Origin of the sequence: Terrimonas sp. (assembly GCF_003075435.1) — a bacterium.
Lineage (GTDB): Bacteria > Bacteroidota > Bacteroidia > Chitinophagales > Chitinophagaceae > Agriterribacter.
Genome location: NZ_QCZJ01000015.1, coordinates 116,332 through 141,323, shown reverse-complemented (window position 1 = coordinate 141,323; position 24,992 = coordinate 116,332). Strand labels below are relative to the sequence as shown.

Sequence of the window (24,992 nt, the reverse complement as noted above, 5' to 3'; positions counted from 1 at the left end):
CTGTAAATCAAATAAGTTTATAATAATCCACAATTAAAATGTGGATTGTAAAAAGAAAAAAAGTAACAAAAAAAAGAAAAAGGGTAATAGTAGTAATAGTGTCTACTTTTTTCAGGACATGACACTGCCTTGGACTGTCAACACATTTTACCTGCCGACCAATGATGAACTACGGATAATGACTGACGCCTGAAAGCCGGGCCTTATAGACCATAGCTCACGGCTCATACCTGATAGTTAAACCCTTCTTCCCGAAAATTAACCCCGTTCCTTTCGGATTTATCACTGCATATCTTACCTTTGCCCGGTTTTTTCCGTGCCGGCTTAAACTAACACATTGGTAGTCAACGGAAAACGCCTCACATTCTTTCAAATCTTTATTAAGAAATGCCTAAAGACAACTCCATTAAAACAGTCCTGATCATTGGTTCAGGCCCCATCGTTATAGGACAAGCTTGTGAATTTGATTATTCCGGAACGCAGGCTTCGCGAAGCCTGAGAGAAGAAGGCGTGAAGGTGATCCTTATCAACAGTAATCCTGCCACTATTATGACCGACCCGATGATGGCAGACCGTGTATACCTTTTGCCGTTAACGGTAGAAAGTATTGAACAGATACTGGAGGAAAACCAGATAGATGCCGTGCTTCCAACAATGGGTGGACAAACGGCACTAAACCTTGCGAAAGAAGCGCAGGAGCTGGGTGTTTGGGAAAAATATAATGTACGATTGATTGGCGTGGATATAAAAGCTATTGATAAAGCTGAGGACAGGGAGAAATTCCGCCAGTGGATGATTGAGCTTGGTATATCTGTGGCTCCTGCAAAAACAGCCAACTCATTTTTGGAAGGAAAAGAATTTGCACAGGAAATCGGGTTTCCGCTGGTTATCCGTCCTTCATACACGCTTGGTGGAACAGGCGGCGGCTTTGTACACAGTAAAGAATTTTTGGATGAAGCATTAAACCGCGGTTTATCTGCTTCGCCTATACATGAAGTGTTGGTAGAGAAAGCAGTATTGGGCTGGAAAGAATTTGAGCTGGAATTACTGCGAGACAGCGCTAATAATGTAGCTATTATTTGTACCGTTGAGAACTTTGACCCTATGGGTGTGCATACAGGCGATTCTATAACCGTAGCGCCTGCAATGACACTGAGCGATACCGCTTTTCAATTGATGCGCAACACAGCCATACGTATGATGCGCGACCTGGGCAATTTTGCCGGCGGTTGTAATGTGCAATTTGCACTTAACCCTCAAACAGAGGAGATCATTGCGATTGAAATTAACCCGCGTGTAAGCCGTTCTTCAGCATTAGCTTCTAAAGCTACCGGCTATCCCATCGCTAAAATAGCGGCTAAGCTGGCTATTGGTTATAATCTTGATGAATTAAAGAACCAGATCACCCAATCAACCTCTGCATATTTTGAACCTACCCTTGATTATGTGATTGTAAAAGTTCCCCGCTGGAATTTCGACAAATTCAAAGGTGCCAATGATACTTTAGGATTGCAGATGAAATCTGTAGGCGAAGTAATGTCTATCGGGCGCAATTTTACGGAAGCTATACAAAAGGCCTGTCAGAGTTTGGAAAACGAAGCGGTAGGCCTGGGATACTATGGCAAGAGCCTGATGCATTCAGATGAAATTGTAGAATATCTTAAAACGCCGAAATGGGACAGGTTGTTCCGCATAAAGGATGCGTTGATGATGGGTGTGAGTGTAAAATCTATTTGTGAAGCAACACGCATTGACCGCTGGTTTATTTACCAGATACAGGAAATTGTGAATATTGAAAACAAGATCGCTAAATATAACGGAGATACCTTGCCGGATGAGTTGCTGATTGAAGCAAAACATAACGGATTCAGCGATGAGCAGATCTGCCGGATTATTAAGGATGGCACCACAGATGAAGAAATTTATGAGCGTAGAAAAAAGATGGGATTGACGCGTGTATATAAAATGGTGGATACCTGTGCGGCGGAGTTCGAAGCAAAAACACCTTATTTCTATTCCAGCTTTGAGGCACCCTCTGTTGCATCAAAGGGTAATGGCGTAATACACAACGAAAGCCAGTTTAATAAAAAAGCAAAAAGCAAGGGATCGATTATAGTGCTCGGCTCAGGTCCCAACCGTATTGGCCAGGGTATTGAGTTTGATTATTGCTGTGTGCATGGTTTGATGGCGATAAAAGAAGCAGGATACGAATCTATAATGGTAAACTGCAACCCTGAAACCGTTTCAACAGATTTTGATATTGCTGATAAACTGTATTTCGAACCCGTGTTCTGGGAACATTTATGGGAAATTGTAGTGTACGAAAAACCGGTTGGCGTAATTGTGCAGCTTGGTGGACAAACCGCTTTGAAGCTTGCCAAACGTCTTCACGAAAAAGGTATTCCCATTATCGGAACTTCTTTTGATAGCATGGATATTGCGGAAGACAGGGGAAGATTCAGTGATCTGCTGAGGGATCTTAATATTCCTTATCCTAAATACGGAACAGCATATAATACAGACGAAGCTATTGAAGTAGCGAAGGAAGTGGGTTACCCTGTACTGGTTCGCCCCAGCTATGTATTGGGCGGACAAAGAATGCGGATTGTATTGAATGATGAAGAACTGGAAAAAGGGGTATTAAGTTTGCTGAAACACCTGCCCGGTAATAAAATTTTGATAGATCATTTTCTTGATCGTTGCCAGGAAGCGGAAGTTGATGCGATATATGACGGAGAGACCTTTCATGTAATGGGCGTGATGGAGCATATTGAACCTGCAGGTATACATAGTGGCGATAGTAATGCGGTATTGCCAGCCTTTAACCTCAGTCCTATGGAAGTAACCACCATGGAGTTTTATTCAGAAAAAATTGCAAGGGCACTGGATATACGCGGACTGATCAATATACAGTTTGCCATTAAAGACGGTACTGTATACGTAATTGAAGCAAACCCGCGTGCATCACGTACAACACCGTTCATCGCCAAAGCATACCAGATACCTTATCTTAATATTGCTACCAAAGTAATGCTGGGTGAAGTGAAGCTGAAGGATCTCTCTTTCAAGAAAAATCTGAAAGGCTTTGCGATTAAAGAACCTGTTTTCAGCTTTGATAAATTCCCGGGGGTAAACAAAGAATTAGGCCCCGAAATGAAATCAACAGGAGAAGCTATACGCTTTATAAAAGATCTTCGTGATCCATACTTCAGAACTTTGTATAAAGAAAGAAGTATGCACCTGAGTAAGTAATGATTTGTAACTAATTTCAACAACCTCACAGATATCAACTGCTGTGAGGTTTTATTTTTTTAATGATTTGACACTATTTCTGCAATACTTTGAATACATTCGCAAGGTTCTTTAATTATATTTAATGCTTTATTACAGGAGTTGAATTTCTTCTGTATTGCCCAAAAATATTTGCTTGGTCCCTTATGCAAGAAATTATAAGCCAGTTCATCGAAAAGGTGAAGTGTAGAAATGCCGGTGAAAATGAATTTTTACAAGCCGTAACAGAGGTTGCCGAATCAATTCTGCCCTATATACACGAAGTTCCCCAATATAAAAATGCCAGGATTTTAGAACGGATCGTTGAGCCTGAAAGAGTGATCATTTTCAGGGTACCCTGGTTGAATGACAAGGGAGAAGTTGAAGTAAACAGAGGCTTTCGTGTGCAGATGAACAGCAGTATAGGCCCATACAAAGGTGGGCTTCGGTTCCATCCTTCTGTCAATCTTAGTGTATTAAAGTTTCTCGCTTTTGAGCAGGTGTTTAAAAATAGTCTTACCGGATTACCCATGGGTGGCGGTAAAGGTGGTTCTGATTTTGATCCCAAAGGAAAATCAGATAATGAGGTGATGAAGTTTTGCCAGAGCTTTATGACGGAATTATACAGGCATGTTGGCGCAGATATTGATATTCCTGCCGGCGATATTGGTGTAGGAAAAAGAGAAATCGGGTATTTGTTTGGTCAATATAAACGCATACGTGGCGAGTTTAGCGGCGTTTTAACCGGCAAGGGGTATGAGTGGGGCGGAAGCCTTATCAGGCCGGAAGCTACAGGATACGGGCTTGTATATTTTGTAGAAGAGATTTTGAAATTAACAGGCGACTCGCTGGTTGGTAAAAAAATAGCTATATCAGGCTCTGGAAATGTAGCGCAGTTTGCAGTTGAAAAATGTATTGAAAAAGGAGCGGTAGTGGTTACCATGTCCGATTCAGAAGGGTTTATACATGACGCAGATGGTATTGATGAGCATAAGCTGGCATATATCAAACATCTGAAGGATACGGAAAGAGGCAGGATAAAAGAATATGCAAAAAAATATAATTGTGATTTTTATCCGGGAGAACGCCCGTGGAAAATAAAATGCGACATCGCGCTGCCCAACGCAACCCAAAATGAATTGAATGGAGATGATGCTATGCAGTTGGTAAAAAACGGATGTATTTGTGTTGCGGAAGGCGCCAATATGCCCTGTACCCCGGAAGCCGTATCTGTTTTTCATAAAGCAAAAATCTTTTATGCGCCTGGTAAAGCAGCCAATGCCGGCGGAGTAGCGGTATCTGGTTTAGAAATGTCACAGAATTCACAGCGATATGCGTGGACAAGAGAAGAGGTTGACAATAAATTGAGGGGTATTATGAGGGATATCCATAAGATATGCCTCAAACACGGAAAGGAAAAGGACGGATATGTAAATTATGAGAAGGGCGCTAACATAGGCGGCTTTGTAAAAATTGCAGACTCTATGCTGGCACAGGGTGTGGTATAATACTGCTATTGTTGTATAATGTTTACAGCACCTTGCAAATAAACCCGCTATTCAGCAACAAAGGCTTATTGTATAAAAACGGCGTTCCGTCACCTGCTGTCATTACGGCGCCGCTGCTTTCTGCTATTGCCTGGCCGGCGGCAGTATCCCACTCCATGGTTGGGCCATAGCGGTAATATATATGCGCTGAGCCTTCTGCTATTCTGCAGAATTTGAGCGAACTGCCTGCGGCAATCGTTTTTGTTACAGGATACATTGCCAATACCGCCTGTTCTTCTTCACTGGCATGCGACCGGCTTCCGATGGCTGTCCATTCTTTTGCTGCTTTATCGGCAAACAATTGTTCCGGAGGCAGATCATTTTTTTTCAGCCAGCTTCCTGTTGCGCCTGAACCATAATACAATGCATGGTAAACCGGTGCGTAAATAATGCCCAGCACAGGATGGTTGTTATGCATCAATGCAATGTTTACCGTAAAATCATCTCTCCGGTAAATAAATTCTTTGGTTCCGTCAAGCGGGTCTACACACCAATAATAGTCCCATTCTTTTCTTGTTTCATAAGGAACAGCAACGCCTTCTTCAGAAAGTATGGGAATGCCGGGAAATAATTCCAGCAATCCATTTGTAATAATACTGTTTGATGCTTTATCAGCTATGGTGAGCGGCGTATGATCTGCTTTTACCGAAACATGAATTTTGTCTCCTGAATAATAAATATCAAGAATAGCTTTGCCGGCTTTTTCAGCAACGGGTAATATTTTATTGATCAGTTCAGTATCTATAATCATTGCGGCTTTCTTTTCTTTATATGTTGAAGGATATCCAGTTGCGGCTGCCTTTTTTCAATATCATTTTTCGGCGCTGTTGCCATAAACTGTTTTTTTCTTTCTTTGTTCTCTTCATCATAACGCAATATAGCATCAGCGCTTAACCATTCAGGGTGTTGAAGTTTGCTGCTTAAACAATATCCCAATGCCTGCAGGGTATTGCCTGCAACCAATTCGTAAATTTCAATTTCTTCGGCGCTTAGCTCCTTCAGGTATTTATTGGTATTGTTTTGCATTACGGGTTTTTCAAGATTCTTCCACATATCACCGGCAGAAGCAGCAGATCTCGAAGAACCGGATTCATAAAACCGCATCATTTCCGCCATGTAGTCAATATTCAAAAAATGGCAAAGCGATTCAACCATGCTTTCAGGTTCAGCCACCAGTTTTTCATAATTCAATAAAAAAACTTTTTCACCACCATACTGCTTAAATAAATCAATACAAATATCCTGTTCTTCTTTCCATTGTTTGGCAAGATGATATACGTGCTTATCGCCTACTATGGCTTTCTTAAAAGAGAGCGCCACATCCCTGCCATCCCTGTACAAAAAAATATATTTAAGATCCAGCCCATATTGCTCCATTTCCCGGGAATAGTATAGATTCTGCATGCTTTTGCAACACCAGTATTGCGCGTTTTTATTTTTGGCAACAGCTTCATATATCAACCGGAATGCTTCGAAAATATGATACCGGGTTGATTGTGCAAACATATCAGCTTTATCAAACTGCACACCTTCCCACGGCACAGGATTGGCATTTACATAGTCCACCATATCACTCAGCAACAATTTATAATTGTTTTCATTTATCGACTCATATAATGGTAGTAACGGCATAAAAATATGCAGCAGGTGCGGAGGATGCGGCGCCGCGATTGCCGGATGCTGCTCGAGCATTACACGTAAAAGATTAGAACCTGATCGCTGGGTGCCTATAAATTGTATGCCGGGTAAAAACATAGTTTGCTATTTTGAAAAATACCAGATGATGCATCCGCATAAAGCAGAAGAAAGGATTATATATACAGGACTAACCTTGTACCGGAATGAACATATAAAAGCGCAGGCAGTAATTAAAGCCAATGGTATATTCCAGGTAAGCTGCGCGCCTATCTTTATGGCTGCACCAATGATCAACCCTATTACAACCGCTTTTACGCCAGACAAAATATTTTTTGCCAGCGTATGATCTTTTACCTGCAGGTATGCTTTTGCAACCATCACTTTCAGTACAGCAGAAGGAGCAAAAATGGCAATGGTGGCAATTACAGCTCCTGTAAAACCATCCATTTTATAGCCAATGAAAGTGGCACTCACTAAAATTGGTCCTGGTGTAGACTGGCTTAATGCAATAGCATCTAAAAACTCCTGTTGTGTGAGCCAGCCCATATTGGTAACAAACAACGCCTGCATAATAGGGATCATAACATATCCGCCGCCAAACAGCGTGAGGCTGATACCGGAAAACAGTATGATCAATTTGAGCAGTATATTGTTCGTGTACTGCTGGGCGTTAGTAACAAACAATACCACAAGGCATAATAATCCTGCCAGTATAATGATAGAAAAAATACCGGGGCGGCGACTGAATCTCTTATGCTCATTATTGTTGCTCACAGGTAACTTCCCGGTATGTAACTTTAATGTACTGCCCAATATACCTCCTGCCACAATAAAGCCTATTGTTAAAACATAACTATTGGTGAGAAGAACTCCGGCAATGCCTGCCACACAAATAATGGTTCTTATGCTGTTGCCTTTTAATTCCTTTACATATAATTGCAACCCGGTAGATAATATAACAGCGCTAACCGCTCCGGTAACATAATACATGATCTCCTTAAACTGCTGCTGATAGCCATATTTAAAATATGCCCAGGAAAGTATGAGCATGGCTACACATGCGGGCAGGATCACACCTGTCATACTTATGATGGCTCCTGCGGTTTTGCGCATAGCGTAACCTATATACGCTACAACATTTACAGCAAGCGGCCCGGGCAGCAAACTACCAATGCCTACTGCATCTAATATAGTTTCGTGTTTAAGTGTTTTGTCTTTATCAACCATTATATTTTTTACAACAGCCACCAAGCCCATGTGCCCGCCAAAAGACACCGTGCCTATTTTCAGAAAAGTAAAAAACAGGTAGCGGAGACTAACAGCCGGAGATTGCACCGTTTCATTGCTCATATTATGCAAAGATATCCTGTTGCGAAGCAGGTTGAATATGCGGGAAGATTTGTGTAAATAATATTAGTGCACTTTCTTCAGGCAATTGATCCGAAGTATTTAATATGCTCCAGGGATGCAAAGGCGCTTCAAATGCAGAACCAATCCCGGTAAAATCTTTTATTTCATTATTACGGGCTTTCTTATACAATCCTTTTACATCACGTTCTTCACATATTGACAGCGGGCATTCAACATATACTTCAAAGTAGCTGTCGCCCAATATGGAATGTGCAATATCCCTGTGCTGCTGTAATGGTGTAATGAATGAGCAAATGGTAATTACATTTTTCTGCACCAGTAATTTAGCCATCTCTGCCGCACGGCGTATATTTTCTGCACGGTCTTTTGTGGTAAAAGAAAGATCTTTATTAAGCGTATTTCTTAATGCATCGCCATCTAATGTTAAGGCAAAATAATTTTCTGCTCTTAATTGCTGTTCCAGCAACCCGGCAATGGTGGTTTTGCCTGAACCTGATAAGCCGGTGAGCCAGATGGCGATGCCATGCTGCTGTAACAAATCGCTCTTCACGCTTTCACCTGCCAGTGCAAGTATTCCATCAATATCCCTGTACGCTGACAACATCATTCTATTATTTTTCATGTATAATTAACAACCGGCCTTTTCCTGTTTCAACAGGTATGCTGTCGTTTACATTAAATGTTTTTGCGTCCTGGAAGTTTTTTACAGCAGGGGCAGTTATCACTGCATTTGACGCGTCAATACCTAATTTCTTCCAGTCAATATTTAATGTAATGTTTGTATCTGTACTATCCCAGCTTGCAATAGAAACCAGTGCTGATTTATTCTTTTTATATACCGTTGCCAGCACATTTTTATTGCTGGTACTAACAGGGCAGTTATCACTCCAGTACCCGATCATTTTTGATCCTTTCATTCCAAAATCATCCCACACTTTCCAGATATTACCAGGGTCATTACCATCATAAGGCATACGGTTTGTCATGCCATATATCATTCCACGCCAGGGGTTACCGCCTTTTTCAAGCATTTCTCCCATTAAGCCAAATGGAATACCGCTTACTTCTGTAAGAAAAAAGTCAGCATTGTTTTTTTCATAATCAAAATATTCTCCAAACCACAACCTGTTGAGGTAAGGAAAATGTTCCATGTACAAATTGGCACTGTTATTAAAACCATCATTCTTATTATACTGGTTGGCAGAATGCAGATCAATAATGCCGGGATGCCCGTTTTGCGTTAATACCCGTTTGATGCGCTTCATGGTAATGCGATCAAAAGCCACATCATCTAAATAGATACCATCAATTCCTACATTATTTACCAGCCAGTTCATGCCTTCTACATAGTAATTATGCCAGCGACTCATACCGCTGTTAATGATGGCGGCATCTTTAATAGAAGGCACAAACCATGCGGCAATATAATCATCGCCCAAATGTTCCTGCAGCCAGCTATAACCACCTCCTTTACCCGGTGAATAGATTTCGTGGCCAAGACTACGCATCGGGAATGTTTCATAAGCCCTGTTCGATACCTCTCTAACCGTATTATAAATTTTCACTTTCAACCCAAGTGTATGTGCAGAATCAATATAGCGCTTCATCTTTTGCCACTCGATAAAAGGATAATTAATCCAGGGGTTGATATCAGTGGCATGATGAATATTGATTACAGTAGAACCTACCGCCTTTACTTCATTAACCGGCGAGTATTTATGATAAAATCTTGTTTCCCATTGAAAGTCGGTATTAACAGGATGAAACGGTGTTATTAATAAAGTAAAATTATAGTAAAGGGTATCACCTTTCTTCATAAAACGTTCACCTGAATAATTGGTAACGTTTACCCGGTTATTTTCTTCAGTTATGGTAATGCCGCCTTTATTATTGTTGCCCCATGAAGCAGGTAAGAGTAAAGGTTTCTGTAAATAAAAATTGGTATTTAACGGGCGGCTGTATTTTTCATCTCTCAAACTGTATTGCAATCCCAGGTTAACATTACCTATCCATGCGCCATCCTGGTTTTTTGTAGCTACATCCCATTTCCAGTCAAATGATGCCGGGCGGTAGCCGCCTTTTTGTCCAAGCCCCATCATGTATTTTGAAGCGTCTCTGGTAAAAGGCAATACCAGCGCGATATCTTTTATATTAACATTATTCAATGCAATGATCTTTACGGTATACATGGCAAAACCGTCAAACTCCAGTGTTGCGCTTACCTCTCTTTTTAAATCATTATTATAGCTTTCCGCTTTCCAGCTCACTGTGCCTGGCTCCTTTTTAACAAACTCCAGCCCCTTTTCTTTCCATGCCATCGGATTGGTTGTTCCCTGCCTGGTAACATTCAACTGCACATGACCGGAAAATACAGGTGAAGGTTTTGTAACAATATCTGTCATCTCCCTGGAGAAATACGATAATATCTGCAACGGGAATCCATTGTCGCCAATAAATATTTTTCTGCCCAGCAATGAAATGCTTTTTTTATCAATCTTCGGCGGAGTATAAGGAGCTATCACTTTGTTTTCCTGCGCCAAAGTAGAATTAAGCCAATGCAGGCGGGTTTGCTTCCACGGCTCGCTTATGCCGCCATCTGTTAATAACTGATCGGATACATTAATGCTGATCTGCACCTGAACATCAGCATTTCCGTTGGAATGTATAATTGCCCTGCCTTTATAATTGCCCTTAGCGGTAGTTTCAGGTATCTGCAACAAACACCATAATGACTGTACTTCTCCAGAAGGCACATGTACGTTTTGCGAAAAAGCTGTAGCATCGTATTTAACACCTGTATTATTTAAGCAGGAGATATTTTTTGCGGCAATGATCTTTCCCGAAGATGATCTCAACTCTGTAAAACTAATGCTTACATCTTTTAATTGCTGTATTGCAAACAAGGCAAGCTGAAAGCTGTAATATTCACCTCTTGCCGCATCGCCGGTAAACGCATAGGAAGGACCTGACTGTACCCAGCGGTAAGGTAACCTGTTTCTCATGCGTACGGGATATTCACGTTGCTCTGGAAAAACAAGAAAAGGCTTGGCTGAGTTTTTTTTCAGCAATGCTTCTGTTTCTGCTCTTGTGGCAGTTACTTCCGTAGGGTAATTGCTGCTGAATGCATTTATTGCCTGAATTTCTTTTGCAGTAGCATTGGGTACTGCATCATAATCTATTGTATTAAGCCATTCTGAAGATGCGGTTTCAACCGCAGCCAGGTATACGCCCCTGGGATAATTGGTTCTTCCCTCATTTTTGTAGGGCATATAGTAGATATAATATGTGCCTTTGCCTGATGCAGGCTCAAAATATATATCACCGCCTGCACCGGTAATTTTTTTTGCGGTGACGTTCATGATAACTTGCTGCGTTTGCGCATCCTGAACAATTATTTTCTTTGATGATGGATTATCATCGCGCCTTCTCCATGGAATATGTACTTTGGCAATATTGCCTGTTCCGTCAAAATTTACCAGTACCCTGTAATTACCTAATGAGTCGGCATCCCATTCATCAGCACCGTTTTTATAAGCCAGTTCCTGTGAAAACGAAACACAATACAATAAAAGAAATAAAGGAAGAATCAACAGCTTTTTCATCAGTCTACTTTTCTACGGAGTAAGAAATAAAAAATAAATATAGAGTAATAAATGGGATGCAAACCATTGCAAACGTTTGTGTGATTTCTTTCCGCATATCGTTAAAGTGGTAGCAGGCATCACTTGTTTGATTAACTTTACGTTAATTAATCATGATGTGACGTGCGTGCCGAAAGCCACTTTAAATGAGAAATGATATACGCATAAACCACTGCTGGAAAGATTTCGTTTTAAACGAAAGCCGTGAGTCTTACTACGAACTATACAAGAACTACTATGCATATCTCTGCTATATCGGTTTAAAAAAGGGCATGGGTACAGAAACAGTAAAAGATACCATCAACGATGTTTTCCTGTACCTGTGGGAGAAGAGAAAAACACTTGGGCACATTCAGCATCCGCATAATTATATCCTCACTTTTTTTCATCGCAGCATATTGAAAAAAATAGAACAGTCGGGCAAAATACAGGGTGAGACGATTGAAAATATAGATGAAATACACCGGCATTTCACGGAACCTTCTATCGAAGAAAATATTTTGGATAAGGAGAATAATAAAAGATTATCGATGCTTGTAAACAGGCACCTGAACTATTTGCCGAGGCAACAAAGAGAGATCATGTATCAAAAATTTTTTCTCGGGTTGTCGTATGCGGAAATAGCAAAAGCTAACAAGCTGTCTGTTAATACCGTGTATAATACTGTTTATGCCGCCATGCAAAAGCTCAGGTCTTCCCTGCCTGCAAGAGTGGTAGCTTCACTTATTTCCGCCTGTGTTGCATTTTTTTTAATTTTTTCCTGAAAAGACTAGTGAAATATTCCGGTTGCCGGCTCTATTAAAAAAAGGGCAACCATGCTACATCTGAATGATGAGGAATTGCTGGCAGACGAGAGTTTTATAAATTACTGTTTAGGGCACAATGAAGCTGACATCAGAAAATGGAATAAAATAATTCTAGATAATCCGGCAGATGCTATACGCCTGGATGAATTACGTACAATTGTTTTATTAACAAGCCAGGGTATTCAAAATATAGCATTGAAAAACCAGATAGCTGAATTGGGGAGAAGGATAGATTTGTCTGAAGAAGAAGCCGTTGCTACAACAGGATCAGTTTACAAAAGTCGTTCCATTTGGTGGACGCTGATGACTGCTGCAGCCTGTATTGTGCTTATCACAGGAACCACAATTTTTTACCGCTTACAAAAGAGCACAGCCCCGGTTGCTTCGCCCCTTTCTTACATTACAAAATTTGCGGAAAAGAAATCGCTTGTACTTCCGGATGGCAGTAAAGTTATCCTGAATGCAGGCAGTAAGCTTATTGTTGATGCTGGTTTCGGAAAGCTGGATCGTAAGCTCCAGCTTGACGGCGAAGCATTCTTTGATGTTGTGCACGATTCATCAAAGCCCTTTGTTGTTCAAACATCCAGGATGGATGTAAAAGTATTAGGAACAGCTTTTAATGTAAAAGCCTACGAAACTGATGAAACCAGTGAAGCTTCGCTTATTCGCGGAAGCGTTGAGTTATCACTTAAAAATGAGCACAGGAAAGTTACATTAAGCCCTAACGAAAAATATTTATTAAGAGCTGATAAAACACCTGGAAATATTCCTGCTGAGGTTGCCCCGGCGGCGCATGAACCGGCTTCGGGTTTATTACCTGTAAGAATCAATAAAGAAGACACAGCCATTGTTGAAGTTTCGTGGACCCAGGATAAACTGGTTTTTGTGGATGAACCTTTTGAAGAGCTGGTTAAGCAATTAGAACGCTGGTATGGAGTGAAGATTGAAATAGCAGATCCTTTACTCAAAAAAATTCAGTTAACCGCATCTTTCAGAAACGAAGGTATAGATGATGTGCTGGCAGCGTTGAGCTTTTCCAAACCATTCAACTTTGAACGCAAAAATGATGTGATCATGATATACAAATAATTAAAAGGAGGATGCCGAAAACATCCTCCCGTTTACTGGCTTTCAGGAACCAGGTTCCCCGCTAAAAGAACAACTGATTCCTATTTATTAACCGAAACATAACTAAGTTATGCAAAAAAAGGCTATTGGTCTAAAACGTCCGTGGCGCCCGGCTTTTAAGGCGTTCATGCTTATGAATGGGATTACGGTATTTTTCCTTGCTTTAAGCTTACAGCTTTCAGCCAACGGATTTGCCCAGAAACGTATCAACCTTGAGGTAAGTAATGCTCCCCTTACGGAAGTGCTTCACCAGATTGAAAACAAAACAATATTCCGTTTTGTGTACAGCAAAGACATGCTTGCTGACAAAGTAGTTTCTGCTGCTAAGTTCCGCAGGGCGCCTTTGGAAGAGGTGCTTAATCATCTGCTGGTGAATATGCCGCTTGCTTACAAAATGATCAATGACAGCCTGGTATCCATAGGTGAAAAGAAAATGGCCGCGGTTACTGAAGAAGAGGCACAGGCTCCGGTTAAAGGCCGCGTAACGGATGAAAACGGAAATCCGCTTCCGGGTGTTTCTGTAACAGTAAAAGGTACTAACCGTGGCACTATTGCAGGCGATGATGGTTTTTTTACCATTGATGCTAACCCGGGTGAAACAATAGAGTTCAGTATAGTGGGATACAAAATTCAATCTGTTAAGCTCGGAAGTGAAAAGTCTTTATCAATACAGCTTAAAGCAGATGCTGCGGATTTGAATGCAGTTGTGGTGATCGGATACGGCACACAGAAGAAAGGTGATCTTACCGGCGCCATTACAAACCTTAAAGCCAGTGATCTTACCTCCGGTAGTACCGTTAGTAATGCCGCGCAGGCGTTGCAGGGCAGGGCCGCTGGTGTGATGGTGGTACAAAACTCAAAAGCACCGGGAGGAAGTGTTTCCGTACGTGTACGTGGTTCAAACTCTATCAGCAGTACCAATGAGCCATTATATGTGGTTGATGGTTTTGCCACTACAAATGGTGTTGATCTGAACCCCAACGATATTGAATCAATGGATATTTTGAAAGATGCGTCTGCAACAGCTATATACGGAGCACGTGGTGCTAATGGTGTAATCATCATTACTACCAAACGTGGTAAAACAAACAAAGCTCAGATCACTTATAATGGCTTTGTGGGCATGCAGAAAATCAATAATCCTTTTCACATGCTTAATGGTAAGCAATACATGACGCTTGCCAATGAGCTTTACAAGGAAATTGACGGGCAGGCAGGGCAGGAATATGGTGCATATACACAATCTCAGTTAGAATCTGATGTAAATACAGACTGGATAAAAGAAACAACCCGTACAGGAGTAGTACATAGCCATAATTTACAGGTGCAGGGCGGTAATGAAAACACAAAGATCCTTACCAGTATCGGTTATTTCGATCAGGGAGGCGTGTTAAAAAATACTGACTATTCCAGGTTTTCAGGTCGCGTGAATGTTGACCAGAAGATCAATAGTTTTATTAAATCAGGCGTATCGCTTTACGGGCAAAGAGCAAACTCTAATATACAGGACTATGGGGGAAATATCCTGCAGTCGAATGTATTGCTTGGTATCTTAACCTATGACCCTACTGTGCCTGCTTATAATGCCGATGGCAGTTTTGGCAGACCTCCGGGCGGAAGAGGAGATAACCCGCTGGCAAATCTTGTAGCAAGACAAAATGAAGTAGTACAGGACAGGCTTAACGGTAATGCATACCTCGAAATTAAACCCATACAGGATCTTACAGCCCGGGTAAACGGAGGCGTGGAAATAGCACATTATTTTACCGGCAAATACTTACCAAAGAGTACTTACCAGGGTGGTATAGATAATGGCGTTGCCAGCACAATGGATTATGCTTCTACCCGCCAGTTGTTTGACGTAACACTTAACTATTCCAAAACATTTAATGATATACATTCATTTAGTGTGCTGGGTGGATACGCGTATGAGAAAACAGGTTTCAGCTACAGGTCGCTTTCTGTAAAAGGATTTTCCACTGATCTTTTCAGCTTTAATAATTTAGATGCCGCTTCAACTATAACCAACACCAATTATTACAGGCAGGAGAGTCTTTTAATATCTTTTTTCGGAAGATTGAATTATGGATATAAAGACAAATACTTGTTTACCGCTACGGTAAGGCGTGATGGTTCTTCCCGCTTCGGTACCGACCATAAGTGGGGATATTTTCCATCCGGCGCTTTCGCGTGGAGAATGGATAAAGAAGATTTCATAAGGAACCTGGATCTTTTCTCCACATTAAAACTCCGGCTTGGTTATGGCCGCACCGGTAACGACCAGATTGGTAACTATGCTTCTTATGCATTAATGGCAACAACCCATTTAACATTAGATGGCAGCACCAATACTGCAGGCACACACTTAAACCAGGGTTCACCGGAAAACTCCGCGCTTAAATGGGAAACTACCTCTCAGTATAATGCAGGGTTGGATATGGGATTTTTTGATTCGCGCCTGATGGTAACTGTTGACGCATATTATAAAAGAACAAGCGACCTGCTTATTAATAAAAGCTTCCCCTTGTATTCTGGTTTTACCTCCGGTCAGGTTAATTTAGGTTCTATTGAAAACAAAGGTGTTGAATTTGAAATTTCATCTAAAAATATCAATAGCAAAAACTTCAGTTGGGATACCAAGTTTAATATAGCTTTCAACAGGAATAAAGTACTTGATATAGGCGGAAAGGATATTTACCTTACATCTTCCAAACCTATGGGAACAGTATCTGAAGAACAGTTTGCTGTTATTCGTGAAGGAGAATCGCTCGGATCTTTATTTGGTTATGTATATGCGGGTGTAATACAGCAGGGAGAAACCTATGCCCCACAGCCCGGTTCGGTAGCAGGAGATCCTAAGTTTGCAGATATTTCAGGACCTGAAGGAAAACCAGATGGCAAAATTGATTCTTACGATCGTACCATCATCGGCTCTGCAAATCCTGCATTCATTTATGGTTTAACCAACACATTCAACTATAACAATTTTGATCTGAGTATTTTCTTACATGGTTCTGTAGGTAATGATTTGTTGAATATGTCTCGCATGAACCTTGAATGGAACCGTACTACAGATGCGTTGAACAGGTGGACGCCGGCAAATACCAATACAGATATTCCGAGAAATGGCTTTTATTATATGAAAAGTGGTGGTTATATTAATTCTCATTTTATTGAGAGCGCTTCATTTATGCGGATAAGGAATATTACATTAGGTTATACACTTAAAAATATATCCAGGGCATTTAACTCTGTTCGCTTTTATGTAATGGTTGAAAATCTGCTCACTTTCACAAAGTATTCCGGATGGGATCCTGAAGTTGATACCAAAGGGTATGAAACAACAACCAGCGGCACTTCGGGCGCAGGAACAGCCAATGGCGGACAGGGAGCCAATGCAGGAGCTGGACTTGATTTTAATGCATATCCGGCCATGCGTTCTTACACCTTTGGTTTGAGCATTAATTTTTAACCTGTACAATTTCTCTTACATTAAAAATGTATTCGATGAAAAAATATTTTTCTATTATAAGTTTAAGCATGCTGGTTTTGGTAACAAGCTGTACGAAGCTGGAACCCAAGCTATACAGCGATCTTACTACCGCTAATGCGTACTCTACGGAAAGCGATATCAATGCCGCACTCGTTGGTATTTATGCTGATCTTAACCCTTACCCCGGTGACGCGTGGATGTATTATGCCGGTTACCTGGTAATGACTACTGATTATTCTACCGATATGGGTTTTTCTACCGCTGCCGGCGACCCCACTAAAATGAGCAACTTTACATATGATGCCAATAACAGGTATATCAGGTACAACTGGCAGTATATGTATAATATCATCAGCAATTCCAATTTATTACTCTCTAAAATGGATGCTGTTGAAATGGATGAAACAAAGAAAAAAAGAATAATGGCGCAAGCTCGCTTTTTAAGAGCACTTGCATACAGGGATATTACTGATGCCTGGGGACCAGCTCCGCTGTATACTACTGTGACACCACCCGATCAAACAGAAAATGCTCCTTTAGCTACAGTAGCTGAAATTGATCAGCAGATCATTGACGATTGTAAATATGGTATTGATAACCTGCCTGAGCAGTGGGATGAAAGTGAGGGCTTATCAAGGGCTACAAAAGGCGCATGTGCTACGCTGTTAGCCAATGTATATATGAGGGCGCACAACTACCAGGACGCCAAAACCTATGTTGACATGGTGCTGACGTTGAAAGATGCAGGCGTTTATCAGCTCAATTCAGATTTTAAAAAGGTATGGTCTGAAAGTAACAAGTTTGATAAAGGATTTATCTTTTGTATTCTGCATGAAGCTGGTATGAACGGCGGAGAGATCACTAACCACTTCGGACCTTCAGATCATCCAGAGGTAACAGACAGGTGGCAATACTATGCGGTATCACTTGAGTTCTGGCGCAAATACAACGACCAGGACCCACGCAAGCAATTCTTTTATTATAACTATGAAGGTGCTTCACCACGTGATGGTAATACAACCCATGGGTTTTATTATATGATCCCTGAACCCGGGCAAACCACGCCTCCTGCTGATACCGTTAAGCTCATGAAGAATGTGGCTACCAAAAAATATTCATACGAAATGGTTTCCAATTCTTATTATGACGGGCGCACCATCGCTATCTTCCGTATTGAAGATGTGATACTGTATAAAGCGGAAATAGAAAATGAATTGAACGGGCCAACAGCAGCATTGCCTTATATCAATATGATAAGAGCACGTGCCGGCGCTCCTGAATATGGTTCAGGTGGCGCATTCCCTGCTCCTGCATCTAAAGAAGAAATGGCACAGAAAATTTTAGATGAACGTGGTTTTGAGCTGGTATTTGAATATAAGAGAAGACCAGACCTTATCCGTTTTGGTAAATATGAAACCATTTGCAATGATTATCTTACCGCACGTGGAATGTCACCTGTTGTAACTGCAAATATGAAGTATCTGCCTTACCCGTTAATTGATGCACAGTTGAATAGTAATATGGCAGCAGAGAATCTGAACAGGGTACCGTAGGTAATGGACCAATGGGGCAATAGTGAATCAATATCGTTAATTCTATGCTTAAGGGGTATAATATAAAACTTTTGATAGCCAGGAATGCAAAGATTTGTCGAACTGTTACCAGTATCCGAAAAAGCCACCTTTTTTTGCGTGAGATTTGTACTATCGCTGATTAAAGTGATTGATGAACAATGATATAAAGCTGACAGGTCTCCTCAAAGCAAAAATCAGTGGCGTTTCGGATACGAAGCCCGCCGGCTTGAGGCAATCAACACCTAACCTTAAAGAAGCTACGTATTCTTAAGGTCAATATTGATAGTGAAATTCACTAATTACCTCAGTTCATGTTTGAGATAATATAAGATCATTATAATTTTAAACCACCTGACTGTTATAACCGGCAGGTGGTTTTTCTTAATTTGGAAATATGCGAAAAAGAATAAAACTGGTAGCGGGTATTATAGCAATTGTAGCGATCGTGCTTTTTTATATCAACCGTTCTGTTTCCATTACAAGTATTGAGTTGTCATCGCCGGGCAATGTAGCTATGAACGAAGCAATAAAAATTGTGCTGGATAAAGAAGAAAAGGTATATGTACGTTACTGGAAAGACAGCTCATCTGAAAAATTAAGAACGCCCCTTACTGAAAAGGCAAAGGAGCATGATATAAGATTATTATTGCTTGAGCCTAATACGGTTTATCATTTCCAGGTTATTGTAGATAAGCTTTTTGATATCTCTTCAAAGGAAATGACATTCCGCACCAGGGAGCAATCTCCGTGGCTGATACATCAGTGGGTAAGAGAAGATCAGCCTCATGACGCTGCTGCACTTGATAATGGAATGGTGATGTTGTGCAATGCCAGGCTTCCGGGATATATAGCTATGGTAGATGGCAAAGGCGCGGTAAGATGGTATTGGCAGATAGATGATATTGGTGTACGTGCGGCAACGCTTACACCACGTGGCACCATACTCGCTATGTTGCGTCCCCCAATGCGGGATGTGATTGATGATACGCCAAAAGAAGAAGCCGATAGTCTCCGCCAGATGGAAAAACCTATCCGGCGCGGTGCTTTGGGTTTTGCCGGCGGCACTGCTGTGGCAGAAATTGATCTTACCGGTAAAGTACTTTGGCGCATTAATATGGACACCGTTGATGGCGGCAAGCATAAAATAATACATCATGATGTAAGAATGGCTGACAATGGCAATATTGTGGTGCTTACGCGTAATCAAAAAGCATTTGATATGTCAAAAATCGGTGGCAGCGGAATTGATACACTGGGTGGTGATGGTATATTAGTGATGGACAATAAGGGAAACAAGATATGGGAATGGGATGTATGGAATGAATGGGATACTGAGCAGGACCCTTTTCTGAAAGCGTTTGCCTACGACCGTTTTCACATGAATTCGCTGAACTTTGATAAAGACAGCAATTACCTCGTATCTGTTGCTATTGAAGACCAGATATGGAAAGTAAATAAAGAAACCGGTAAGATCATGTGGAAGCTGGGAAAGAATGGCAACTTTGCAATGGATTCAGCCTATCATTTTTCTTTTCAGCATTCCGTGCATATCAATCCTTACGGCGATTTAATGGTGTTTGATAATTCTTTATGGAAAAAGTTATCAGGCGCTGTATCCTTTCAGCTTGATACAGTTAAATGGACCGCAACACCAAAAATTCACGCCATGCTTCCACCATCAAAATATACTTCGCGTATGGGTAGTGCCTATGTTTTGCCTAATGAGAACCTGTTGCAATGCAGTTCCAAAACCGGCGCGGTTATGGTAACAGATCAAAAGGGAAAAATACTGTGGCAATTGAATTGCTATTTTGTTCCGTACAGAGCGGAGTATATACCAGGCACGGTATGGAGCAGGTATCTTTTGAAAGAATGAGGGAGCAAGGTAAAAGGCATAAGGTGTAAGGCATAGGGTGAAAGACGGGGGAAAGCAATTAATCAGTATTACCCGATTTTTTCCTTCATGAGCGCTCTGGCAGCATGAATATCATCATCATTTTTAAAAACATCTTTAGGCAAAAGAAAAAAACTCCTGGAATCGAAATACAGGTGAAAAAACTGAGGGGATTCTACAAACTCGCTGAACTCACGCCAGCTCCATGTTTTTACAGTTCCGCGGTTATTGTCCAGGAAGAAATGATCTTTTTCAATCATTACATTAAAGCTATCCTTAAATGTAGCTGACCTTTTATATATGGTAGCCGGCAGCCACCACCAGAATGCCAGCATAATGGTAAACCACAATACAGAACTGATAAGAAAAGCCAGGGGTGTTACTTTCCTGTAGGCCAGCAAACCTGCTGCCAACAGGGCAAATACATTTACCAGGATGATCATTAACCTTATTTCCTTCTTCCTGATAAAATGATAGCGTAAGGCCTGCAACACCTGGGGTTTTTTATAAGAAACCAATAACTGCATGCGGTGAAGATAAAAGAAAAGTTTAAACTCCCGGCTTCTTATGCCGGAAATTTAAACTTATACAATAACCGCAAAACGATGAAATTATAAACATCTAAAGGCGGGAAAACATAAAGCCCACTGAATTTTATCTGAGGGTTCTACATTTTTTATAGCCGCCGTGAGCAGCCTGGTAGGGTGTTACTGATTTGGCACAGGAAGCGAGAAAACAAATAAACAAAACCGCGATGATGATTCTTTTCATGATTTATCGATGTTTAGGCTGTAAAGAAAACGTGAATAGTTTGTTAATGGAAGCATTTAAGCGCTTATTCTACTAAAGCGCCGGTTTACAGCTATGAGCTGCAAAAATCGGACGGATTGAGCTGTTTATCGGAAACGCGTTGTTTTTCAGGCTATAAGCCCGGGACTAACGGTGAAATGTATGCGAAAATTGATGTTAATGCAGGATTCCGGGCCTGGAAAAGCTGAGAATCCTGCAGCAATTGTTTTTAATAGACCGGTACAAAAAATGATCCCTCAGTAATTGATTGAGCGGCATCCAGTTGATCTCCCCGGTAAACCGATGAGGAAAACCTTCCTTTAACGTATTCCTCATTCAACTCGTCAATGATCACTTCAGCATCTGCCTTCCAGTTGTTAAGTGTTACCCAAACGCTCGACCAGGAGGTTGCGCTTTCATCAATATATATGATGCCAACATTCAGGTTTGTGGAGGATCCGCTGTTTCTGTAAGTGCCTGCTTTTATAAGGTTGTAATTGAGCAGGGTGATCAAAATCGTATGATCGTTTATACCACCGGCAGTATTTTTATTTCCGGTAACGCTAAAAAGATATTTTCCATCCGTAGCAGTTTGTTTTTTAGGCCCGGCAGCGCCGGCAGTAAATACTTTCTGCTGACCGTTTACCTTAAATTTTACAAAATATTCGCCTTCTCCCGGTTGTTGTGTTTTTTCTTTATTGCAACTGCCGGCCAATAGTAAAGCAGGCAATACCAGTAGTATTAATTGGAGTCGTGGTAATATGTATTTCATATATCTGATGATTTAATTGTAAACTATTTATTAGTCAGTGCCAAAAATTCTCCGCCTGTAATGGCTATCTCGTTGGTTCCGTCTACGATGCGCATGGTTCCTGAAAATTTCCCCTTCACATACCGGGCAGTAACTTCAGTAATATCAACCGTAACAGGATAATTGGGCCACCCGTTTTGCCAGGAAATATAAAGGGCATTGTTGGCATCCCTGTAACCTCCCAGTATAGCTGTTGGTATCTGTGTTCTGGAAAAAATGGCTTCGGTATACTGTGTTGCCGATATTTCATTGTTATTATACAAAGTGGCAATAATGCCACTATTGCCATACCTGCCACAGGCGATCGCACAATAATAAAATGGCGGGGTTGAGTTTGGGAACTGTCCCATAAGGGTTACATAACAGGTATCATATTGCTTTTGTTCTCCATCAACCTTATACCTCATGTAGCTTTTAATGCTATTACTGTTGTTCTTTTTACAGGCGGTAATTGCCCAAGCCAGGTTGAATAGCAACAATGAAATTATTACGGATTTTAAAATTGAAAGAGGGTTCATGTTTATTGCTTTTGGTTACGAATCAAAAATAGCCTGATGCATTGTCCTTATGTATAGCGATTTATTTTTCGTAGGGAGCTTTTTATTTTTCGCAGTTTAAACCGGGCGGAGGTGTTTTTTTAAAGGGGGATCTGCCTACATCTGTCAAATAAGATTTGCCGTTAACGTCTTCCCTTTTCAGTTTTTCTAAAAACCTGTATATCCACTTCAACGCGCAATTGGGTTTGCCGGATATTGATATGTCGTACGATGGTGTAAGCGATGAAACCAGCTCTCTCAAAACAGTGCAGGGCGGTCTTTCGATTGGGGATAGGTTTTAAATGCTTTTTAGTTCGTGATTTTATGATTGCAGAATTTCCATATTTTTCATTTTGCAAATTATAATAGATGAAAAGGGAGGACAACGAAGAATAATTTTATATTCAGTCGGAAATATCTGAATAAAGATTTTGCATTTAAGGCATATTGTGAATAGTTGTATCTTTTGCATTCCTGATTATAACTTCAGCATCAGATAAACGTGCGGTATTTATAAAATATTCATAAGAACGTTTTTACAATTGTTGGTGTTAGTAAGCGCCGTTGTCATGCCTACGGCAGATAAATTGGTATGCCGGGAGGTAGTGCGGGTGGTGTCCCAACAGCAGGGAAAGCACAGCAGCCTATGCACAAAACTAACAACGGCAGCAAATGTAATAGCCTTCCCTATAGTTCATAAAACACAAACCATGACCTCATGATTTTCAGGACTAATGAGAAATTGGACGGCTGCTGGAATCAGGGATATGAAGGCTGTTGGCGCCACCTTACACGTTAAAGTGGAGTTAAACAGGGGATTGCTGATTCATATTTCATCATAGTGTGATTAATCTCATATAGTTCCCCTAAAATTATTCTTTACATTCATGCGTTATCTCCTGACGTTATCAGGAAGTATTATTCCGGCATACAGAAGAATGTATGACACAATGCAACACGTTATTAAACCCTCATAATATAAAAATTTAAACTGGAAAACATGAAACTGAAAATTGCGGCCTTACTATTAGTCTATATTGCTATTACTCATGAAATTTCGGCACAGGTGCAGTGGGGTATAAAAGCCGGTGGCAATTTGTCTGCAATGTTATTAAAGGATGAAACTGGTTATACTAAAGTGAAATTACGCCCGGGGTTTCACCTGGGAGGAACTGCAGATCTGGCGCTATCAGATAAATTTTCTTTACAGCCTGCATTACTGTTTACCAGCAAAGGATTTACGATAGATAAGGATGGAGGCGCTCAATATCTGTATGGTGTTGACAAAATTAAATTCACCAGTTATTACATTGAATTACCGGTAAACTTTATTTTTAAACCAAAGGTTGGAAATGGTAAAATGCTTTTAGGAGCAGGCCCGTATATTGCTTATGGACTTGGTGGCCGCTGGAAAGCCGAGGCTAATGGCATGAGCGTTAAAGGAAAGCTGAAATTTTTAAATGACTTTTCCAGCACCGACTCTTCCTGGGGTGGAAACAACCGGACAGTACCCTATACCAAACCTTTTGATTTTGGAGCTAATATTCTTATAGGTTACGAATTTTCTAAAAACCTGTATATCCACCTCAACGGGCAATTGGGTTTGCTGGATGTTGATATGTCGTACGATGGTGTAAGCGATGAAACAAGCTCTTTAAAAACAGTGCAGGGCGGTCTTTCGATTGGGTATAGATTTTAAGACTTTACGATAGCAGGGTTTCCAACCTTTCAAAGGTTGGAAACCCCATTGGCAACTTATTTGCCGGGTTCCGGCACATATTCAAATCCATATTTTTTTCCGAGTTCCCGGCTGATATGATTAACACTATCGCCTAATTGATGAGATAAAGACTGATCTTCCTTTAGTTCATTAATAAATTCAACAAAAGCATTTTGCTCTTCAATACTAAGATTATACCAGCCTGTGCTATACATCTTCAAGTATTCAGAACCCATTTTATTCCAAAGTTTTCTTTGATGCTGCAAAAAAGTCATATTTGCAGCCACTACCTTTATGGTTGTATCAATTTCTTGAAATGTATACAGCTTATGAAGTCCCCGGTTGATCGCCTTCATATAGTTTCTATATAATATATTGAAGGAGTCAATTTTTTGTTTCTGAAGAGGAATGCGATCATTTTCAGTAAATTCTTTTATTAGTTTCTGATTGTAATTATCGAATGGGTCCCCGTATGTATCAATGTCTATATTAATACTGTCAATCCTTGACAACAAATATCTTGCATTTTGGCTCTTATCTTTCCTGACCTGACATGAGCCAAGTATGGTAATAGAGGTAAACACAGATAGGATAAATGCTAATCGTAACATTTCAGAAAGTTTACTGCAAATAAAACAATATCAGCAATTATATTTATCTCCTACATATATTCAACTGCGTCAAAACGAACAAAGGGAAATTGCCATTACCAAAACAAAAAAATCCATCCCGAAGAATCGGGACGGATTAATGTAGGTTTATATTCCTAACCGT

17 protein-coding genes are annotated in these 24,992 nt (G+C 40.7%); 8 read left to right on the top strand and 9 right to left on the bottom strand.

The genetic code is table 11. From position 1 onward, the window contains the following. Positions 1 to 387: 387 nt before the first annotated feature. Together carB and gdhA are read left to right on the top strand one after the other, a co-directional pair. Positions 388 to 3,252 carry a carbamoyl-phosphate synthase large subunit gene (gene carB / locus DC498_RS16460; protein WP_116875274.1) on the top strand — a complete coding sequence of 955 codons (2,865 nt, stop codon included), beginning with the start codon at positions 388 to 390 and terminating at the stop codon, positions 3,250 to 3,252. 185 nt (positions 3,253 to 3,437) lie between these two features. Further along, entirely contained in the window at positions 3,438 to 4,778 is a 1,341-nt protein-coding gene (gene gdhA / locus DC498_RS16455; RefSeq protein WP_116875273.1) for an NADP-specific glutamate dehydrogenase, read from the top strand. Between the two features lie 22 nt (positions 4,779 to 4,800). Here the strand turns inward: gdhA and cysQ are convergent, their stop codons facing one another. The 5 genes from cysQ to DC498_RS16430 are packed head-to-tail and all read right to left on the bottom strand — an operon-like array spanning position 4,801 to position 11,428. After that, positions 4,801 to 5,568, bottom strand: a complete 768-nt coding sequence (cysQ, locus tag DC498_RS16450) for a 3'(2'),5'-bisphosphate nucleotidase CysQ (RefSeq protein WP_116875272.1) — start codon at positions 5,566 to 5,568, stop codon at positions 4,801 to 4,803. Further along, positions 5,565 to 6,572, bottom strand: a complete 1,008-nt coding sequence (locus tag DC498_RS16445; protein ID WP_116875271.1) for a sulfotransferase family protein — start codon at positions 6,570 to 6,572, stop codon at positions 5,565 to 5,567. Before DC498_RS16445 ends, cysQ begins: the two co-directional genes overlap by 4 nt. A 6-nt stretch (positions 6,573 to 6,578) precedes the next feature. After that, positions 6,579 to 7,805, bottom strand: coding sequence for a chromate efflux transporter (gene chrA, locus DC498_RS16440; protein WP_116875270.1), 1,227 nt, complete (start codon positions 7,803 to 7,805; stop codon positions 6,579 to 6,581). 1 nt (position 7,806) lies between these two features. After that, positions 7,807 to 8,448, bottom strand: a complete 642-nt coding sequence (gene cysC / locus DC498_RS16435; RefSeq protein WP_206197651.1) for an adenylyl-sulfate kinase — start codon at positions 8,446 to 8,448, stop codon at positions 7,807 to 7,809. Then, positions 8,438 to 11,428 (bottom strand): glycoside hydrolase domain-containing protein, encoded by a 2,991-nt coding sequence (locus tag DC498_RS16430; RefSeq protein WP_116875269.1) that lies wholly within the window; start codon positions 11,426 to 11,428, stop codon positions 8,438 to 8,440. Before DC498_RS16430 ends, cysC begins: the two co-directional genes overlap by 11 nt. Positions 11,429 to 11,613: 185 nt before the next feature. Here DC498_RS16430 and DC498_RS16425 point away from each other — a divergent pair, with 185 nt between their 5' ends. The 5 genes from DC498_RS16425 (at position 11,614) to DC498_RS16405 (ending at position 20,344) form a co-directional block, all read left to right on the top strand. Next, a complete protein-coding gene (locus tag DC498_RS16425; protein WP_116875268.1) occupies positions 11,614 to 12,231 on the top strand; it encodes a sigma-70 family RNA polymerase sigma factor in 618 nt (205 codons plus the stop codon). A gap of 51 nt (positions 12,232 to 12,282) precedes the next feature. Beyond that, a complete protein-coding gene (locus DC498_RS16420; RefSeq protein WP_116875267.1) occupies positions 12,283 to 13,362 on the top strand; it encodes a FecR family protein in 1,080 nt (359 codons plus the stop codon). A 109-nt stretch (positions 13,363 to 13,471) separates the two neighbouring features. Beyond that, the gene (locus tag DC498_RS16415) at positions 13,472 to 16,873 is read left to right on the top strand and encodes a TonB-dependent receptor (RefSeq protein ID WP_206197650.1); all 3,402 of its coding nucleotides are present in this window, start codon (positions 13,472 to 13,474) and stop codon (positions 16,871 to 16,873) included. Positions 16,874 to 16,908: 35 nt separating this feature from the next. Then, a complete protein-coding gene (locus DC498_RS16410; protein WP_206197649.1) occupies positions 16,909 to 18,447 on the top strand; it encodes a RagB/SusD family nutrient uptake outer membrane protein in 1,539 nt (512 codons plus the stop codon). Between the two features lie 415 nt (positions 18,448 to 18,862). After that, positions 18,863 to 20,344: an arylsulfotransferase family protein gene (locus DC498_RS16405; RefSeq protein WP_116875265.1), complete on the top strand. Its 1,482-nt coding sequence runs from the start codon at positions 18,863 to 18,865 to the stop codon at positions 20,342 to 20,344. A gap of 68 nt (positions 20,345 to 20,412) precedes the next feature. Here the strand turns inward: DC498_RS16405 and DC498_RS16400 are convergent, their stop codons facing one another. The 3 genes from DC498_RS16400 to DC498_RS16390 form a co-directional block, all read right to left on the bottom strand. Further along, a complete protein-coding gene (locus DC498_RS16400; RefSeq protein WP_116875264.1) occupies positions 20,413 to 20,889 on the bottom strand; it encodes a YcxB family protein in 477 nt (158 codons plus the stop codon). A gap of 491 nt (positions 20,890 to 21,380) precedes the next feature. Beyond that, complete coding sequence (locus DC498_RS16395; RefSeq protein ID WP_133176875.1) at positions 21,381 to 21,923, bottom strand: hypothetical protein; 543 nt, start codon at positions 21,921 to 21,923, stop codon at positions 21,381 to 21,383. Positions 21,924 to 21,946: 23 nt separating this feature from the next. Continuing rightward, positions 21,947 to 22,480, bottom strand: coding sequence for a hypothetical protein (locus DC498_RS16390; RefSeq protein WP_116875262.1), 534 nt, complete (start codon positions 22,478 to 22,480; stop codon positions 21,947 to 21,949). Between the two features lie 1,018 nt (positions 22,481 to 23,498). On the opposite strand from DC498_RS16390, the gene DC498_RS16385 reads away from it, so the two are divergent. Next, entirely contained in the window at positions 23,499 to 24,197 is a 699-nt protein-coding gene (locus DC498_RS16385) for a porin family protein (RefSeq protein ID WP_116875261.1), read from the top strand. Positions 24,198 to 24,253: 56 nt separating this feature from the next. Here DC498_RS16385 and DC498_RS16380 read toward each other — a convergent pair whose 3' ends face one another. After that, the gene (locus tag DC498_RS16380; RefSeq protein ID WP_133176874.1) at positions 24,254 to 24,829 is read right to left on the bottom strand and encodes a hypothetical protein; all 576 of its coding nucleotides are present in this window, start codon (positions 24,827 to 24,829) and stop codon (positions 24,254 to 24,256) included. Positions 24,830 to 24,992: the final 163 nt, after the last annotated feature.